Source organism: Amycolatopsis sp. NPDC051758, from assembly GCF_044453095.1.
Lineage (GTDB): Bacteria > Actinomycetota > Actinomycetes > Mycobacteriales > Pseudonocardiaceae > Amycolatopsis.
On sequence record NZ_JBITCJ010000021.1, the window covers coordinates 72,117 to 89,814 of the forward strand.

The following is a 17,698-nucleotide window of genomic DNA, read 5'->3' on the forward strand; positions in this document are numbered from 1 at the left end:
GCTACACCGCCGTCGACCGGCTCAGCTCCTCCCATGTGGACACTTCGGCCAGCAGGGCCTCGTGGTGCTCCCGCAATCCGTCGACGGCGTCGTCGCCGAGCAGCAGGCGCAGGGGCAGCGGTTCGGCGTCGAGCGCCTTCAGGATGGCCGCGGCGCCCTTCACGGGGTCGTTCGGCTCCTGGCCGACCACACCCTCGACCATCCGCCGGAGCTCTCCCGACGTCGCCCGGTAGGCCGGGTTCTCGGGGGTGAACTGCACGCTGGTGCTGAACCGGGTCCGGAACATGCCCGGTTCCACCAGCAGCACCCGGATACCGAGCGGCGCCAGCTCGGTCGCCAGCGACTCGCTGAGACCTTCGAGCGCGTGCTTCGTGGCGTTGTAGCCGCCCAGGCCCGGATAGGTGATCAGGCCGCCGAGCGAGCTCATCTGCACGATCGTGCCGCTCGCTTGCTCGCGCAGCACCGGCACAACGGCCTTGGTGAGCTCCGTGGCGCCGAAGAAGTTGACGTCCATCATGGAGCGGAACTGCTCCATCGACGTCTCCTCGACCGCGCCGAGCACGCTGTACCCGGCGTTGTTCACCAGGACGTCGATGCGGCCGAACTCGGCCAGCGTCGCCTCGACCGCCGCGCGGACCGACGCCGGGTCCGTGACGTCGAGGGCCGCGGTGCCGATCCGGTCGCCGCCGGCCTTCGCCAGGCCGGACAGCGTTTCCGGGCGGCGGGCGGTGGCCATGACCCGGTCGCCGGCGGCCAGCGCGGCCAGCACGATCTCCCGGCCGAACCCGGTCGAGCAGCCCGTGACGAGCCAGACCCGGCCCGGTGTGTCGTTCGTCATTCCTGACCTTTCTTGTTGGTGGTGAACGACTTCGATCGTCGTCCCGCCGGCCCGGCGGCGTCCAACACCGGTTCCCTGTCGTGGTTGTAAGGTTTTCTTGTGACCCCCGATCTGCGGCAGCTGCGGTACTTCGTCGCCGTCGCGGAGGAATCCAGCTACACGCGCGCCGCCGAACGGCTCGTGATCAGCCAGCAGGCGCTGTCCCAGCAGATGACCCTCCTGGAACGGATGCTGGGCGTGCAGCTGCTCGACCGCGACACCCGGGGCACCAGGCTGACCGCGGTCGGCGAGCTGTTCCTCCCGGAAGCCCGCGCGGTGCTGGCCCGGGCCGACGAAGCGCTCGAGGTCGTGGCAAGGGCCGCGCGCGGCGAGGTCGGCCGCCTCCGCCTCGCCTTCCTCGCCACCACGACGAACCCCGTGCTCCCGCCGGTGGTGCGCACCGTCCGCCGGGAGCTGCCCGACCTGCGGCTGACGACCGAGGAGACGACGATCGCGCCCCTCGTCGAGGGCCTGCGCGAACAGCGCTACGACGTCGCGTTCACCCGGCCGCCGCTGGTGGACGGACTGGAAAGCCGGACCCTGACCAGTGAGCCCGTGTGCGCTGTCCTCCCCGAAGGACACCCGCTCGCGGACCGCTCCGAGCTGAAGCTCGCCGAACTGGCCGATGCGCACTGGGTGCTGACCCCGCGCAGCTCGTGGGAGCCGTGGCACCGGGCGTTCGACGACTCCTTCCACGCGGCCGGCTTCACCCCCGACGTGGTCCACCGGGACGCGAGCGTCCAGGGGCTGCTCGGCCTGGTCGCCGCCGGGGTCGGGGTGACGCGGCTGGCCCGGTCGGCGAGCAGCCTGCGCCGCACCGGGGTGGTTTTTGTGCCGCTGGCCGGAGAGCGCGTGTCCACCGAGATGGTCTGGTTGCCCGGCACCGAGTCCCCGGCGCTGCGCGCGCTGCTGAAGGTGGTCACCGAGCTGGCCGCCACCACCGACCTCACCGAGTCCGGCTGACCCCGACGGCCGGGCACCCGTCCGGGTGACATGCGCCGAGGTCGGCGCGGCTTCGTGGTGTTTTCCGGGGCCGGGGTTGGGGTAAAAAGCGGCATGGCACCTACCACCACAGCGGGCCCCCGGCCGGCCCCGCCCCGGGGCTGAGCGCGGATGGCCGACATCACCAGCCTGATCCTGGACGACCACGACTGGTTCCGCCGCCAGTTCGCCCGGCTCGACGACCTCACCGACGCGGCCGAGCTGGCCGAGGTCTGGCAGCCGCTCGCCGACCTGCTCGACGTGCACGCGCGCGCCGAGGAGGAGATCTTCTACCCCCACCTGCTGCGCCGCGGTGACGACGCCGAAGCGGAGACGCTCGACGCGATCGGCGACCACAACGACATCCGCGACGGGGTGCACGAGGCCGCGCTGCACCCGGTCGGCAGCACCGCGTGGTTCGCCGCCGTGCGCAAGGCCCGGATGGCCAACAGCGAGCACATGGCCGAGGAGGAGGACGACGGGCTGGCCGACTTCCGGCGCCACGCCGACCCCGGCCTGCGCGAAGAGCTCGGCCGCCGGTTCACCGCGTTCAAGCTGCAGCACGAAGGCGCTCGCGACCTCGACGTCAGCGACATCGACCCGCAGGAGTACGTCGAGGAGCAGCTCGGCGACCGCCCGGCCGACGGCTCGCTCGGCATCGGCAGCCTCAAGGAACAGGACTGACATGAACCACCTGATGCGCGACCTCGCCCCGATCTCCGACGCGGGCTGGCGGGAGGTCGACGCCGAGGCCCGGGAGCGGCTGCAGACCCACCTGGCGGCCCGGCGCCTGGTCGACGTCGCCGGCCCGCACGGCTGGCGCCACTCGGCCACCGACCTGGGCCGGACCACCACGCTCGGGTCGGCGTCCCTGCCGGACGCCGGCGAAGGGGTCGTCGTGCGGCAGCGGCGCGTCCTCCCGCTCACCGAGGTCCGGGTGCCGTTCACGGTGTCGCGCGCCGAGCTGGACGACGCCGAGCGCGGTGCCGACGACCTGGAGTTCGACGACCTCGACCGGGCGGCGAAGCAGATCGCGCTGATCGAGAACCGGGCAGTGTTCCACGGCTGGGCCGACGCCGGAATCACCGGGATCACCGAGACCTGCCCGTACCCCACGACCTCGCTCGGCGACGACCCCGAGGCCTACCCCGGGGTGGTCGCCCGTGCCGTCGACAAGCTGCGGCAGGCCGGTATCAAGGGCCCGTACGGCCTGGCCATCGGCCCGGCGGGGTACACGCGGATCGTGGAGAGCACCGAGCACGGCGGGCAGCTGGTGTTCGACCACATCCGCCGGGTCCTCGGCGGCGGCAAGGTGGTGCGCTCCCCCGGCCTCGACGGCGCCCTCGTGCTGAGCCTCGACGGCGGGGACTTCCTGCTCGAGCTGGGCCAGGACCTCGCGGTGGGCTACAGCCACCACGACGCCGAGAACGTGACGCTGTACCTGGAGGAGAGCTTCAGCTTCCGGGTCGCCGAACCGGACGCCGCCATCAGCCTGACCACCTGAGCCTGCCTGCCGCCGGCCCGGGGCACCCGGGTGCCCCGAGCCGGCGCCCGGGTCAGGCCGGGTTGTCGAGCGTCAGGGCCGTGCAGCGGATGCCGCCGCCGCCCTTGCGCAGCTCCGTCGTGTCGAGCTCGACCACCGTCAGGCCCAGCGACCGCAGGTCCGCCGCCAGGTGGGGCGCACCGGTCGTCATGGTGACCGTGCGGCCGTCGCTGATCAGGTTCAGCGCGAAGTGCGCCGCTTCCGCCGGCCGGACCGGGATCAGGTCCAGCCCCAGCCCCCGCACCGTGCGCAGGCTGGCCCGGTCGAGGGCTTCCGGGTTGTACGCCAGCGTGCGCCCGGGGTGGATCACCGCGAGCGCCAGGTCCAGGTCGTACCACCGGGTGCTCGTGGTGCGCAGGGCCACGACCTCGTAACCGAGGTGCCGGGCGAGCGTGCGGTGCGCCCGGATGTCGGTGCGCTGGCCGTGCGCGGCCAGCAGCAGGTCGCCGCACGCCAAGGCGTCACCCTGGCCGCTGAACGCGTACGGCGTATCAGCGACGTCGAACCCGTTGGCCTCCAGCCAGGCGCGGTGGTGGGGCGTTTCCGCGGCCCGCTCCGGCGGGAGGGTGGCGAGCACGGCCCGGTCGCCGCGCACGGCGGCCGCGTTGGCCGTATAGGTCATGTCCGGGCACGCGGGGTCGGCGTCGACGAACTCCACCGTGCGGCCCGCGGCGAGGTGCGCGGCGACGATGCCGTCGTGCTCGGCCGCCGCGGCCGCCGGATCGGGCTGGACGTCGGCGTGCATGTAGGGGTTGATCTCGTAGTCGATCCGGAAGTGCTTGGCCGAGCACATCAGCAGCCGGCGGTGGGACTGTTTCTCCCGGGTGGCGGCGGCGGGTGCGGTGACGGCGGGAACGGTGCTGGTCATCGTGGCTCTTTCGTCGGGCGGGCGGGACGGGTGGCGGGCCCCGCGGGCGGGGCCCGGCCGGTCGTGGCCCGCTCCGCCGCCGCGCCGCGTCCGAACGCACGGCGCCGGGCGTCCGGAGACGGCCGGGTGAACCCGGCGAACGGCGCGCCGGTCAGCCCATGCCGCGGAGCCGGAACAGCTCGATGGTCAGCAGGTAGTCCGCGTTCGAGCGGGCTTCGTCGAGCCGCTGGCCGATGGTGCTGGACCGGTTGAGCGCACTGGCGGCCCGCCGGGCCTGTCCCAGGACGCGCGAGAACTTGGTGATCATTTTTCCTTCCCTTCGTGGATGTCCCGGCCGTATTCCGCTGGGGCGGCCGGGTGAACTCAGCGTGGCGTTCGCGGGTGCCGTTCGTCTGGCCAGATCCGGACAGCTCTGCGGGCGCGGCGGAAACGATAGAGGACAACACGTGTTCGATCCCGGTGGGGTGTCGCGTTTCCGGAGCACCCGGAAACGATGAACGGAACAAAAGACGAACAATCAACGGACGATTCAGCGGGTCGCATTCAGGAAACCGATGAGCACGGCACCCCACCAGCAGATCTGGGAAATGGCCGTGGCGACGCCGCCCCGCACGAGCAGGCGGATCCCGGGGGTGCCCTCGACCGTGGCCATCCGGCGCCCGAGCACCGCGGTGTGCACGCCGTTGACGGTGAGCCCCAGCACGAACCCCAGCTTCAGCAGGGTGGCCGGCGACCGCAGGTCCGGCTGGAGCAGGACCCCGCTCGCGACGAGCCCGGTCAGCCCGGACCAGACGAGCAGGTGCAGCCGGGAAGTGCTTTGCACCGCCTCGGCGAACGTCACGCGGCGGAACAGCCAGAGGGCGAAGAAGTAGTCCGCCACCAGCACCGCGCCGAGCCCGAGGACGAGGGAGGCGAGGTGGGCGAACAGCGCGATCTCGTGCCACCGGGGGCCCGGGTCCACGTGCGCCGAGAGCCAGATCGCCACGGCGAGCAACAGGGTCGCGGCCGCGGCGGCCAGGTAGGTCGAGTAGTCCCGGACCCGTTTCCAGGCGAGCCCCCGGCGGTGTGGCACACCGGGCGGAACGAGCCGTTCGGGTTCGGTCACGCGTACCGGAATCCGATCCTCGAGCATGGCCATGTCCTTCCGGAAGAGAAGCCCATGGGCGTTCGGCGAGCGGATCGCGGAACACCGTTCTTCTTCCGGTAATTACAGGTCATCGGCCACCTTGGTAGCGACCCTTGGCCACGGAGGACAATTAAAGAAAAGACACGGACGAAAAAAGGAACGGAAGGTCGGGCGGCGGGCATCTTTGCCCGGCCGCCCCCAGCCCCCGTGTGGTCAGGCCGCCGGCGCGGAGCCGGCGACGGTGAGTCCGTGATCCGTGGCGCTTTCCACGACGCCGAGCACGAAGGCCCGCACCAGCGGCGACAACAGGCGCTCCGCGCCGTGGTGCCAGTGGGCGAGCAAGCCGGCGTCGGCTATCTCTTCGACCAGTTGCTCGTCACGATCGGTCGCGACGGGTATCGGGTCCGTGATCGGCGACCGGGCCAGGCAGCACAGCATCTCGCGAGCCGCCGGACTCAGGGTGTGGTACGCCGAGCGCAGTGTTTCGAGCACCGACAGGTCGCCGATGCTCAGCCAGTCCAGTGCCTGCCGGTGGTCGCACCACCGTTCGACCACCCCCCGCAAGGTCAGGTACGGACGGGAGGCGAGCTTGCGCAGCGCGATGTCCAAGGCCAGCGGGAGGTCCCCGCAGAACCCGGCCAGACGGTCGCGCTCCGCTCCCCCGGCGATCGCGAAGTGCGGCGCCGCCGCGGTGATCATGGCGATCGAATCACCACGGGACAACGGTGCCAGCTGCAGGCGCCGGACGTCCCGCAGGCCCAGCAGCCGGTTGCGGCTGACCAGCAGGGTCGTGCTGGTGGCGGTCTCCGCGAGCAGCGGCCGCACCTGGCACTCGTCCCGGACGTTGTCCAGCAGGACCAGCAGCCGCCGTTCCGCCAGGAGTGTGCGATACAGCCCGGCGCGGTGGTCGAAGCTCCCGCCGAGCTGCTCGTCCGGGACCCCCAGTGCACGCAGCAGCCCGTCGAGGACGTCCGCCAGTGCCGGCGCCGGCGACACCGTGCCGCCGTGCCGGAGCCCGCCGAGGTCGGCGTACAGCTGCCCGTCGGGCCGTTCCGCGGCCACTGCGTGTGCGTAGTGCAGGGCCAGGTCGCTCTTCCCCACCCCGGCCGGCCCGCTGATGACGACGGGCGTGTCACCGGGCGTTCTCAGCCAGGCCAGCTCCGCCGTGCGGCCGGTGAAGCCGCGCGGCCGCTGCGGCAGTTGTGCCGGGTGAGGCAGCGCGCCCCCGCGCCACCGCACCCACGGCTGTCTTTCCTTTCGCCCTCTCGAGGAGGGCTCCGGATAGCTTCCGGTTGCGGCGTACCAGTGCTGCCGCCAGGTCTGCTCGTCTCCGCCGCACGCTGCCACGAAGGCCAGCGCGACCTGCAACGACGGCATCCGGTTGCCACTCGCTGCGCTCGACAGGACGGACGACGAGAACATTGCCGAACGTGCCATTTCACGGTATGTCGGATTTCCGGCTTGTGCGCGCAAGGCCCTCAGTTCCTGTGCGAATTGGCTTGCGACACCACCTGCTGCGTTGACCGGCTTTTCGGGTCTGCCCATTGAGATTCCTTCCCCTAACTCACTCAGCGTCTCCGAATCGGTGCCTGGTCTCTACCGCCGTTCGGGGGTCACGTTAGGCTTTTCGTGTGAACGACTTCCACGCAGAGTTAAGACGTTGCCAATTTCATACTTCATTAACGAGCGACAATTGCCTGATCGGGCGACCAAAATTGCGTCCGAATGGTTGCGGTGAACGGAGTCCATCCGGGTCACCGGCCGCCGGGCACCCCCGTTCGGCCGATGACCCGGTTACTCCATCGGGGCATCGGCCCTGCGTCAGGCGGTGACGACCCGGGTACGCGATGCCGTCATTCCGAGGAACGCGCAGAGGGCCGCGACGCCGCCCAGCACTCCGCACAACCACCAGACGCCGTTACCCAACGTCACCCACGCGGCCACCCCGAACAACGGCCCCAGCGCCATTCCCAGCCCGAAAGTGGCCTGATGAGCACTGATGTATCGCGCTTTCACCGCAGTGGGGAATGTCGACGGGTACGCGAACATCGTCGGCCCGTTGACCATGATCCCGAAGACGAACACGATCGTGCACGCGACCAGCGCCACGGCCGAGCCGCCGCTGATCCCGAAGCCGGCGACGCCGAGGCCCATCAGCGCGGTGCCGGCGGTCGCGGCGACGTACCCCGGCCAGCGCGTCACGTACGCGGTGATCTTGAGCTCGCACACGATGAGCACGACCGACGCGGTGACGAGCACCGCGCTGTACAGGCCGGTCGAGTGGCCTTCGGCGCTGATCTTCAGCGGGAGGGCGACGGTGTACTGGACGTAGATGATCGAGCCGAGCAGCACCGAGGCCAGGAAGAACCAGAACCGGCCGTCCCGCAACAGGGTGCCGTACGCGGTGCGCGTGCCGCCCGGGCGCGGCTCACCGGGCTCGACCGGGTCCCGCTCGATCCGGAGCGCGGGAAGCAGGCGGAAGGCCATCAGCCCGTAGACCACCGCGGTGACGGCGTCGAACCACAGCAACAGGTCCCAGTCGATGAGGATCAGCGCGGCCGCGAGCAGCGGGCTCAGCGCCGCGCCGAGGTTGAGGGCGATCCGCATCATCGAGAACGCCATGACCCGGTCGGGTGCGGGCATCAGTTCGCTCAGCAGCACCGCGGCCGCGGGCCGATAGCTCTGGGTCGCGAGACCGGCGAGCAGCAGGCCGACGAGCAGCAGGCCGAACAGCCCCGGCCGGCTGAACAGCGGCACCAGGGCGAGGACGACGGCCGATCCCAGCATGGCCGTGGTGATGGTGGCGCGCGGCCCGACGCGGTGGACCAGCTCGCCGCCGGCCAGGCCGCCGAGCACCGAGCCGATGCTGTAGGCGGCGATGACGACACCGGCCTGTCCCGCGGAGAAACCGCGGACGGTCAGGTAGAGCACCATGAAGGTCTGCACGAACGCACCGAGCTGGTTGACCAGCACGCCGGCGAGGAGGTAGCGGACCGGGGTGGGGGTGCGGCGGAGGACCGCCAGCACGCCGGTGGGTTTGTCGATGGTCTCGGTCACGGCCGTGCCTCCAGGGCTAGCGGATGGGTTGTCCCGCACGGATTCGGCGGCGCCGTCGTGCGGACTTGCCCATTCCAGCCGCCCCGGGAGTTGACCGGGAGACTTGTCTCCACCGGAAAATCAAATTCCACCCGCTCCGAGTTGCGGGATACCGGAGAACATGTAAGAAACGCCACGTATTCCACTGCACAAGCGACCGGCCGGACGCAGCGGTTGCTGCGTCCGGCCGTGGGGTGCGGGAAAGCCCGGGTCAGAGGCTGACGATGAGCTCGTGGTCGATCTCGACGAACTCGAGGATCAGGTCGGCGAACTGGCCGGCGATCAGCTTCTGGTAGGCCGAAGACCCGGTGTGGGCGTCGTAGGCGGCCTGGTCGGCGAAGTGCTCGACGAACAGCAGGTAGTCGGCCTTGGCGGGGTCGCGGTACACGCGGAAGGACACCGTGCCCTCCTCCTGACCGGGCCCCAGCGGCGCGAACTCCTCCACGAGCTGCTCGGCCTCGGCCTGCTTGCCGGGCTTGAGGGGGATGGGGAACACCTTCGCCAGCATGGGAAAGCCTCTCTGTAGTGCGGCGTGGGAGCACACCGCGGGTCGAGGGGAACTTTGGCCGAGGTGGGCCGGGCGGGTCTGGCCAGATCCGGACACGATGCCCACGGGAGTTCGTCACCGGAAGCCGGCCGATCGAGTTGCTTCCTGTCATGTCCGGATGTGGCTAGCGTCCCGGCGCCTGATCCCCTAAATCTGGGGCATGACAACTTTTTCGGCCGTCGTCACGACCGGCATCTACTGCCGGCCGGGGTGCGGCGCGAAGCCGCTCGCCGAGAACGTGCGGACCTTCGAGCTGGCGGCCGAGGCCGAAGCGGCGGGGTTCCGGGCGTGCCTGCGCTGCCGCCCGTACCGGGTGGCCGGCCCGGTCGGCGCCGACGCGCCCGAGCTGGTCTGCCGCGCGGTGCAGATGATCATCGCCGGCGCCCTCGACACCGGCACCGAAGCCGGGCTGGGCGAGCGGCTCGCCGTCTCGCCCCGGCACCTGCGCCGGTTGTTCAACGACCACCTCGGCGTGACGCCGGACCAGCTCGCGCGGTCGCGGCGGGCCCACTTCGCCCGCCGGCTGCTCGACGACTCGGACCTGACGGTCGCCGACGTCGCGTTCGCGTCCGGGTTCGGCAGCCTGCGCCAGTTCAACCGCGACATGAAGCTCGTCTTCCGCGCCTCCCCGGTCGAGCTCCGCAACCGGCGGCGCCGGGCGGACCGGCTCGCCGCGGACGGCGGGCTGGCCATGCGGCTGCCCTTCGCGCCGCCGCTGGACTGGGACACCCTGGCCGCCTACCTCGACGACCACGCCGTCCCGGGGGTCGAGTCGGTGCGCGACGGTGTGTACCGGCGCACGATCAGCCTCGACGGCGAAGCGGGGGTCATCGAGGTCGAGCGCGGCGGTGACGACCACCTGCTCCTGCGGGCGCACCTGCCGTTCTGGGAAGGTCTGATCCACGTCGTCGACCGGGTCGGGACGATGTTCGGCGTCGACACCGACACCCGGCCCGCGCGGGCCGCACTGGCCGGTGACGCCGTCGTCGGACCGCTGCTCGAAGCGCGGCCCGGGCTGCGGGTGCCCGGCGCGTGGGGCATGTTCGAGGTCGCCGTCGAAGCGGTGCTGAGCCAGTACAGCGCCCGCCCGCGGGTCCGGCGGCAGCTGGCCGCCCTGGTGACCGCGGCCGGAAAGCCGGTGCCCGGCCTCGACGACGGCCTGACCCACCTCTTCCCCGCCGCGAGCGTCCTGGCCACGGCCGACCTGACCGGCGCCGGGCTGCCGCCGACCACCGCCCGGACGCTGCGCGCGTTCGCCGAAGCCGTCGCCGCGGACGAAACCCTGCTCGACGCCGGCCCGTCGCTCACCGACTTCGTCACCGCGCTCACCGGCGTGCCGGGGCTCGGCGAGAGCACCGCCCACCAGATCGCCCTGCGGCGCGGCTACCCGGACGCCTTCCCCGGCGCCGACCGGACGCTCTGCACCGCACTGCTGGACAACGGCATCCTCGACGACAGCGTCGCCCTGGCCGTCCGGTGGCAGCCCTGGCGCGCGTTCGCCGCCTCCCACCTGGTCGCGGCCGGCGTGCCCGTCCAGGTCGCCTGACCCCGGCACCGAAGAAGAAAACCCGAGGAGAGATTCATGCACAGCACCCAGCGCAGCCTCGCCGAGAACCTGCGCTCCCTGCACGACCGCACCCTGGTGCTGCCGAACGCCTGGGACGCGGCCAGCGCGGCGATCATCGCGCAGGCCGGCGCGGCCGCGATCGCCACCACCAGCGGCGGTGTGGCCTGGTCGGCGGGCAAGCCCGACGGCCACGGCCTCACCCGCGAGGAGATGGCGGACCTGGTCGCCCGGATCGTGCGGGTCGTGGACGTCCCGGTGACCGCGGACATCGAGGGCGGCTACGGCCCGTCCGCCGCCGACGTCGCCGCGACCGTCCGCGCGGTCGTCGAGGCGGGCGCCGTCGGGATCAACCTCGAGGACTCGACCGCGCCGGGCGGTCCGCTCTTCGACGTCGGCGCCCAGGTCGAACGCGTCCGCGCCGCCCGCGAGGCGGCGACCGAGGCCGGGCTGCCCGAGCTGTGGATCAACATCCGCACCGACGTCTACCTGTTCGGGATCGGCGAGCCCGAAGGCCGCCTCGACGAGGTGCTCTCCCGCGCGGGCGCGTACGTCGGCGCGGGCGCCGACAGCCTGTTCGTGCCCGGGCTCATCGACCTGGACACGCTGCGCACCCTGGTCGAGCAGAGCCCGCTGCCCGTCAACGTGATGGTGTGGCCGGGCGCGCCGACGGTGGCCGAGCTCGAAGCGGTCGGCGTCCGGCGCATCAGCGTCGGCACGGCGATCGCCCAGGCCGCCTACGCGGTCGCCGAGCGCGCGGCCGCGGAACTGCTCGAGAAGGGCACCTACGGCGCGCTGGAAGGTGGGCTGGACTTCGGCGCCGTCAACAGCGCCGTCACCCGCTGACCTTCCCCCAGCGGGCCGGCAGAGCCGCGACGAGACCTCCGGGTCCGTCGCGGCTCTTTTTTGTGTGCTGAGAAGCCTTGGCCCTGGCAGGGGAGGCAGGCTCGGTCCGGCGCCGGAGGCAGGACCACTACCTCGACCCGGCTGAGCGGAGCGAACGCGCCGGGAGCGCGAAGCGGCGCCGCCAGCAAAGCCGCGCCGCCCGGCGCGAGCCGACGGGACCCTTCCTCCCACCACGCGCACCGAACGTCCCCTTCACCACGCGCCGAGCCCGCCACCTTCCCCAGGTCCAGCGCGTGCGACCGCGCTGTCAACCGGATTCATGCGCTATTGATTTTCCAGCATGGACAAGGGTTTCTGCCAATCCACCCGGTGGCTTGAATGACTTCCACGCGGCCGGTCCGAGTCCGCGACCAGCAGCTCGACTGCCCGTGAGGAAGTGATGTGATGACCGTCGTTGAGCCACTGCCCGCCCGCTCCGGTGGCGACGACCTGGCCGTGCCCTCGACCGCCGGGGAGATCCTGGCCAGGGCCCGTGCGCTCGCCCCGGTGCTGCGTGACCGCGCCGAGGAGATCGAACAGGCCCGGCGGCTGCCCGCGGACGTCGTGGAGCTGCTGCGCGACACCGGGGTGTTCCGGATGGGGTTCTCCCGTGACCGCGGCGGGCCCGAGCTCACCTCGATCGAGCAGACCGAGGTGATCGAAGCCCTCGCCTACGGGGACACCGGCGCCGGCTGGTGCGCGATGATCGGCTCGGACACCGGGCTGTACGCCTCGTTCCTGGACCGGGCCGTCGCCGACAAGATGTTCCCCAGCCTCGACATGGTGACCGCGGGGCTGCTGTTCCCCAACGGCCGCGCGGAAATCGTGCCCGGCGGTTACCGGCTCACCGGCCGCTGGCAGTTCGGCAGCGGGGTGACGCACGCGGACTGGGTGATCTCCGGGGCGTTCCTCTACCGCGACGGCCGGCCCGAGCCCGGCGCCGACGGCTCGGCGCACGACTCGATCCTGCTCATGGTCCCGAAATCCGACGTCGAGGTGGTCGACACCTGGCACACCACCGGCCTGGCCGGCAGCGGCAGCTGCGACTACACCATCACCGACGTCTTCGTGCCGGTCGAACGCGCGCTGACCTTCGCCGAGGTGCGCGGCGGGACGGGACCGCTGGCCCAGCCCGAGGTGCACATGCGGAACATGCCGGGGGTCGCGCTCGGGGTCACCCGCGCGGCGCTCGACCACGCCCGGGACGCGGCCGTCACCGCCGGCCGCGCCGACGACTACCGCACGCAGATCACCATCGCCGACTGCGAAGCCGACTTCGCCGCCACGCGCCACGGTGTCTACGGGGCGTTGCGGCGGCAGCACGAAGTCCTGTCCGCCGGCGGCACCCTCGACGACCTGACCCCGGCGGAGCGGGCCGCGCTTCCGCTGTCACGACGGCACGCGTTCCGCACCGCCCGATCCGTCGTCACCCGGCTGTACGACCTGTTGCAGACGTCCGCGATCTACCGGCCTTCGCCGCTGGACCGCTGGCTGCGCGACACCACCACGATGTGCCAGCACATCGTGGCGCAGGACCGCATCCTGCAGACCGCCGGCGCCCACCTGCTCGGTGGCCGGCCCGCGTTCCCGCTGGCGCTCGGCATCACCTCGGCGCAGCGCTGAAGCACCTCCGCCCCACCGAAGCCCCCACCGAAGGAAGAGACCGATGCGAAAGTTCCGGACCGCCGTGTGCGCGGCCGCCGCGCTGGCCATCTCGCTCAGCGCGTGCAGCACGCCCACCGGCGACACCACCGCACCGCCCAAGGACGTCGGGGCCGCCGCCCCGGCGGCCGCCACCGACGCGAACCTCGACCGCGACGCGGTCATCAGCTACAGCGAGACCGAGCCGGCGAACCCGCTGGTGCCCGGCAACACCACCGAGGTCGGCGGGATCAGCGTGCTGGGCACGCTGTTCCGCGGCCTGATCGAGTACGACGCCAAGACCGCCGCCCCGCGCAACGCGGTGGCCGACTCGATCACCACGACCGACTCGAAGGTCTGGACCATCAAGATCAAGCCGGGCTGGACGTTCCACGACGGCACGCCGGTGACCGCGAAGAGCTTCGTCGACGCGTGGAACTACACCGCGTACTCCCCCAACCTGATGGCCGGCGCGAGCTATTTCTCGCACGTCGAAGGCTTCGCACAGGTCAACAACGCGACCGCCGACGGCAAGCAGCCCGCGAACCTGCCCGCGGCCAAGGAGCTGCCGGGCCTGAAGCTGGTCGACGACAGCACGTTCTCCGTCACCCTCGACGCGCCGTTCTCGGAGTTCGGCGTCCAGCTCGGGTACGCCGCGTTCTTCCCGCTGCCGGCGAGCTTCTTCGCCGACCGCAAAGCGTTCGAGGCGCACCCGGTGGGCAACGGGCCGTTCAAGTTCGAGTCCTACACCCCCGGCAAGGACCTCCTCGTCAAGCGGTTCGACGGCTTCCCGGGCGCGCAGAAGGCGAACATCGGCGGCATCGACTTCCGCTTCTACACCGACCTCGACCAGGCCTACGCCGACGTCATCGCGAACAAGCTCGACTTCCTGTCGTTCACACCGTGGACGTCGACGCAGGGTGGCAAGATCAAGAAGGACCTGCCCGAGGACCGGCGCAAGACCTACACCTACCTCGGGTACCAGGCGATCGCGTTCCCGCTGTTCGACAAGCGGTACGAGAACCCGCAGTTCCGCCAGGCGATCTCGATGGCGATCGACCGGAAGGCGCTGATCCAGCAGGTGTTCAACGGCGGCCGCACGCCGGCCGACGGCCTGGTCGCCCCGAACGTGCAGGGCCACCTGGACAACCAGTGCGGCGAGCTGTGCACCTACGAGCCGCAGAAGGCCAAGCAGCTGTTCGACGCCTCGGGCTACCAGGGTGACATCGAGCTGACGTCCAACATCGACTCCGGCAACCAGGAGTGGATGGAGGTCATCTGCAAGCAGATCCAGACCGCGCTGGGCCGCACCTGCAAGTTCACCCCGCAGACCACCCTCGGCGACTTCCGCAAGCAGCTCAACAACCGCTCGGTCACCGGCATCTACCGCTCGGCCTGGGTCGCGGACTACCCGTCGATCGAGAACTTCCTCAACCCGCTGTTCCGCACCGGCGCCGCTTCGAACGTCGGGCAGTACTCCAACCCGAAGGTCGACGACCTGCTCAAGCAGGCCGACGCGGCGCCGTCGCAGCAGCAGGGCCAGGCGCTGTACCAGCAGGCGGAAAAGCTGGTCCTGCAGGACATGCCGACCATCCCGATCTGGTGGCAGTCCGGCACCGCGGCCTGGTCGTCCCGGCTGCACAACGTCCAGCCCACCCAGTTCCGCGAGCTCGACCTGTTCGGCGTGACCGTCAGCAAGTAGCACCCCGCTCCCACCGTGCGGCGCGCCCGGGCCCCCGCGCGCCCCCCCCCGCGGGGCCCCCGGGCCGTTGCGGGGTGCGCTGGTGCTCAGGTCTTGACGGGAGGCACCCCCGAACGGTCAGCTTAGAGTTCACATGTTGGAGGAAGCCGGGGTCTCATCGCTGCGGCCCCGGCCGGGGCGGTCTTCAGGACCGCCCGCCAAGGGCAGGAGTGGATGAGTCGATGGAGACTCCCGGGTCGCAGACATCGCTGCACAGGGCCAATCTGGAGCGGGTCGTACGCGCCGTACGGATGGCAGGATCGCTCACCCAGGCGGAGATCGCCCGGAGCACCGGGCTCTCCGCGGCCACCGTCTCCAATATCGTCCGGGAGCTGAAGGACGGCGGAACGGTCGAGGTCACCCCCACCTCGGCGGGCGGCCGGCGGGCCCGCAGCGTCTCCCTCAGCGGTGACGCCGGCATCGTCATCGGCGTCGACTTCGGCCATACGCACCTGCGCGTCGCCGTCGGCAACCTCGCCCACCAGGTGCTCGCCGAGGAGTCCGAGCCGCTGGACGTCGACGCCTCGTCCGCCGAGGGCTTCGACCGGGCGGAAGTGCTGGTCAAGCGGCTGATCGCGGCCACCGGGATCGGCCCGGACAAGGTGATCGGCATCGGTCTCGGGGTACCGGGGCCCATCGACGTCGAGTCCGGCACCCTGGGCTCCACCTCGATCCTGCCGGGCTGGACGGGCATCAACCCCAGCCAGGAGCTCTCCGGCCGCCTCGGCGTGCCCGTGTACGTCGACAACGACGCCAACCTCGGGGCGCTGGGCGAGCTGGTCTGGGGGAGCGGGCGGGGCGTCAAGGACCTCGCGTACATCAAGGTGGCCAGCGGCGTCGGCGCCGGTCTGGTGATCGACGGGACCATCTACCGGGGCCCCGGCGGCACGGCCGGCGAGATCGGGCACATCACGCTCGACGAGTCGGGCCCGGTGTGCCGCTGCGGCAACCGGGGCTGCCTGGAGACGTTCACCGCGGCCCGCTACGTCCTGCCGCTGCTCCAGCCCAGCCACGGCCCCGGGCTCACCATGGAGCGGGTGGTCCAGCTGGCGCGGGAGGGCGATCCGGGCTGCCGCCGGGTGATCGGCGACGTGGGCCGCCACATAGGCAGCGGTGTGGCCAACCTGTGCAATCTGCTCAACCCCAGCCGTGTGGTGCTCGGCGGCTCGCTGGCGGAGGCCGGGGAGCTGGTCCTGGGGCCCATACGGGACTCCGTGTCGCGTTACGCGATTCCCAGCGCCGCGCGACAGCTCTCGGTGCTGCCCGGCGCGCTCGGCGGGCGTGCCGAAGTCCTGGGCGCACTCGCCCTGGTGCTCAGCGAGATGGGGGATTCAACCCTTTTGGAGGGCACCCTCCCCACGGCGACTCCTGCCTTCACTTAGATAACGAATGGCACCGTTGTCATCTCGTTAAGGATTTACTCCTTGACGCTGACGCTGGGGCCGAGTTGACTTCCAGCCACCTCGGCCGCAACGTCGCGGCCTCGTCAGGGAGGTTCGAGAATGAACACGCGTATGCGTCGTGCCGCCGTTGCCGTTGCCGCCACCACGATGGCGATCTCGCTGGCCGCTTGCGGGAGCGCCAAGGAGTCCGGCGACAAGGCCGAACAGAGCTCGGAGAAGAAGGGCGACGACCTGAAGATAGGTCTGCTCCTTCCCGAGAACCAGACGGCCCGTTACGAGAAGTTCGACCGGCCGATCATCGAGAAGAAGATCAGCGAGCTGACCGACGGCAAGGCGAAGGTGACCTACGCCAACGCCAAGCAGGACGCCAACACGCAGGCGCAGCAGGTCGACACCATGATCACCAACAAGGTCGACGCCCTCATCCTGGGCTCGGTCGACTCCAAGGCGATCGCCAACAGCGTCAAGAAGGCCAAGGACGCCGGCATCCCGGTCGTCGCCTTCGACCGCCTCGCCGAGGGCCCCATCGACGCCTACACCTCCTTCGACAACGAGGAGGTCGGCCGCGCGCAGGGCACCGCCCTGCTGGAGGCCCTGGGCGACAAGGCCGACGGCGGCACGATCGTGATGATGAACGGCGCGATCACCGACCCGAACGCCGCCCTCTTCAAGAAGGGCGCCAAGTCCGTCCTCGACGGCAAGGTGAAGTACGGCAAGGAGTACGACACCAAGGAGTGGAAGCCGGAGAACGCCAACGCCAACATGGAAGCGGCGATCACCGCGCTCGGCAAGGACAAGATCGACGGCGTCTACTCCGCCAACGACGGCATGGCGGGCGGCATCATCACCGCCCTCAAGGGCGCCGGTCTCTCGCCGCTCCCGCCGGTTACCGGCCAGGACGCCGAACTGGCGGGCGTGCAGCGCATCGTCACCGGTGAGCAGTTCATGAGCGTCTACAAGTCCTACCCGGCCGAGGGCATCGTCGCCGCGGAGATGGCCGTCGCCCTCGCCAAGGGCGAGAAGCTCGACTCCATCGCCACCTCGAAGGTCGACAGCGCCTCCGCGAAGGGCATCCCGACGGTCCTCGTCCCGGTCGTCTCGCTGACCAAGGACAACATCAAGGACACCGTCATCAAGGACGGCATCTGGACGCTGGACGAGATCTGCTCGGCCAAGTACAAGGCCGACTGCGACAAGATCGGTCTGAAGTAGGCACCCGGGACCCGGCCCGCCCCCGAGCCGCCGGGTCCCGCCCGCCGCCCCGCCCCCGCGATTCCCGCGAGGGCGCCGGCGGCACCGCCTCCCGCGCACGTGCCCGCCGCACCCCGGCCCGCACGCGCGCCACGAAGCCTGTCCGGCGCCCCGCACACCAACCGTCCCGCTACCGGGCGGGGCGTCGGACGGAACGCTTCACCCCGCTTTTCTC

At 71.0% G+C, this 17,698-nt stretch carries 16 protein-coding genes and 1 pseudogene; 9 read left to right on the top strand and 8 right to left on the bottom strand.

Annotated features, from left to right (window positions below):
• Position 1 precedes the first annotated feature (1 nt).
• Positions 2–838 (bottom strand): SDR family NAD(P)-dependent oxidoreductase, encoded by an 837-nt coding sequence (locus ACIA5G_RS50830; RefSeq protein WP_395937270.1) that lies wholly within the window; start codon positions 836–838, stop codon positions 2–4.
• A 99-nt stretch (positions 839–937) separates the two neighbouring features.
• Between ACIA5G_RS50830 and ACIA5G_RS50835 the strand changes: the two genes are divergently transcribed.
• From ACIA5G_RS50835 to ACIA5G_RS50845, 3 genes are all read left to right on the top strand, one after another.
• Positions 938–1,840 (top strand): LysR family transcriptional regulator, encoded by a 903-nt coding sequence (locus ACIA5G_RS50835; RefSeq protein ID WP_395937272.1) that lies wholly within the window; start codon positions 938–940, stop codon positions 1,838–1,840.
• A gap of 150 nt (positions 1,841–1,990) precedes the next feature.
• Positions 1,991–2,542: a hemerythrin domain-containing protein gene (locus ACIA5G_RS50840; protein ID WP_395937274.1), complete on the top strand. Its 552-nt coding sequence runs from the start codon at positions 1,991–1,993 to the stop codon at positions 2,540–2,542.
• Between the two features lies 1 nt (position 2,543).
• The gene (locus ACIA5G_RS50845) at positions 2,544–3,362 is read left to right on the top strand and encodes a family 1 encapsulin nanocompartment shell protein (RefSeq protein ID WP_395937276.1); all 819 of its coding nucleotides are present in this window, start codon (positions 2,544–2,546) and stop codon (positions 3,360–3,362) included.
• Positions 3,363–3,414: 52 nt separating this feature from the next.
• Here the strand turns inward: ACIA5G_RS50845 and ACIA5G_RS50850 are convergent, their stop codons facing one another.
• The 7 genes and pseudogenes from ACIA5G_RS50850 to ACIA5G_RS50880 all read right to left on the bottom strand — a co-directional run bounded on the left by ACIA5G_RS50850 (position 3,415) and on the right by ACIA5G_RS50880 (position 8,987).
• Positions 3,415–4,269 carry a dimethylarginine dimethylaminohydrolase family protein gene (locus tag ACIA5G_RS50850; RefSeq protein WP_395937278.1) on the bottom strand — a complete coding sequence of 285 codons (855 nt, stop codon included), beginning with the start codon at positions 4,267–4,269 and terminating at the stop codon, positions 3,415–3,417.
• Between the two features lie 151 nt (positions 4,270–4,420).
• Entirely contained in the window at positions 4,421–4,576 is a 156-nt protein-coding gene (locus tag ACIA5G_RS50855; RefSeq protein WP_395937280.1) for a hypothetical protein, read from the bottom strand.
• 222 nt (positions 4,577–4,798) lie between these two features.
• Entirely contained in the window at positions 4,799–5,401 is a 603-nt protein-coding gene (locus tag ACIA5G_RS50860; RefSeq protein ID WP_395937282.1) for a hypothetical protein, read from the bottom strand.
• A gap of 207 nt (positions 5,402–5,608) precedes the next feature.
• Positions 5,609–6,634, bottom strand: coding sequence for a hypothetical protein (locus ACIA5G_RS50865; protein WP_395937297.1), 1,026 nt, complete (start codon positions 6,632–6,634; stop codon positions 5,609–5,611).
• A 90-nt stretch (positions 6,635–6,724) separates the two neighbouring features.
• Positions 6,725–6,940 (bottom strand): annotated as a pseudogene (locus ACIA5G_RS50870) (helix-turn-helix domain-containing protein); the annotation flags it as partial.
• A gap of 276 nt (positions 6,941–7,216) precedes the next feature.
• The gene (locus ACIA5G_RS50875; protein WP_395937284.1) at positions 7,217–8,452 is read right to left on the bottom strand and encodes an MFS transporter; all 1,236 of its coding nucleotides are present in this window, start codon (positions 8,450–8,452) and stop codon (positions 7,217–7,219) included.
• A gap of 250 nt (positions 8,453–8,702) precedes the next feature.
• On the bottom strand, positions 8,703–8,987 hold the full coding sequence (locus ACIA5G_RS50880) for a putative quinol monooxygenase (RefSeq protein ID WP_395937286.1): 285 nt from the start codon (positions 8,985–8,987) through the stop codon (positions 8,703–8,705).
• A gap of 211 nt (positions 8,988–9,198) precedes the next feature.
• Between ACIA5G_RS50880 and ACIA5G_RS50885 the strand changes: the two genes are divergently transcribed.
• The 6 genes from ACIA5G_RS50885 to ACIA5G_RS50910 all read left to right on the top strand — a co-directional run bounded on the left by ACIA5G_RS50885 (position 9,199) and on the right by ACIA5G_RS50910 (position 17,484).
• Positions 9,199–10,584: an AlkA N-terminal domain-containing protein gene (locus ACIA5G_RS50885; RefSeq protein ID WP_395937288.1), complete on the top strand. Its 1,386-nt coding sequence runs from the start codon at positions 9,199–9,201 to the stop codon at positions 10,582–10,584.
• 36 nt (positions 10,585–10,620) lie between these two features.
• Positions 10,621–11,448 carry an isocitrate lyase/phosphoenolpyruvate mutase family protein gene (locus tag ACIA5G_RS50890; protein ID WP_395937290.1) on the top strand — a complete coding sequence of 276 codons (828 nt, stop codon included), beginning with the start codon at positions 10,621–10,623 and terminating at the stop codon, positions 11,446–11,448.
• A gap of 444 nt (positions 11,449–11,892) precedes the next feature.
• Positions 11,893–13,110, top strand: coding sequence for an acyl-CoA dehydrogenase family protein (locus ACIA5G_RS50895; protein WP_395937292.1), 1,218 nt, complete (start codon positions 11,893–11,895; stop codon positions 13,108–13,110).
• Between the two features lie 43 nt (positions 13,111–13,153).
• Entirely contained in the window at positions 13,154–14,830 is a 1,677-nt protein-coding gene (locus ACIA5G_RS50900; RefSeq protein ID WP_395937294.1) for an ABC transporter substrate-binding protein, read from the top strand.
• Positions 14,831–15,051: 221 nt separating this feature from the next.
• Positions 15,052–16,251 (top strand): ROK family transcriptional regulator, encoded by a 1,200-nt coding sequence (locus tag ACIA5G_RS50905; protein WP_050357138.1) that lies wholly within the window; start codon positions 15,052–15,054, stop codon positions 16,249–16,251.
• A 120-nt stretch (positions 16,252–16,371) separates the two neighbouring features.
• Positions 16,372–17,484, top strand: coding sequence for a sugar ABC transporter substrate-binding protein (locus tag ACIA5G_RS50910; RefSeq protein ID WP_050357139.1), 1,113 nt, complete (start codon positions 16,372–16,374; stop codon positions 17,482–17,484).
• Positions 17,485–17,698 lie beyond the last annotated feature (214 nt).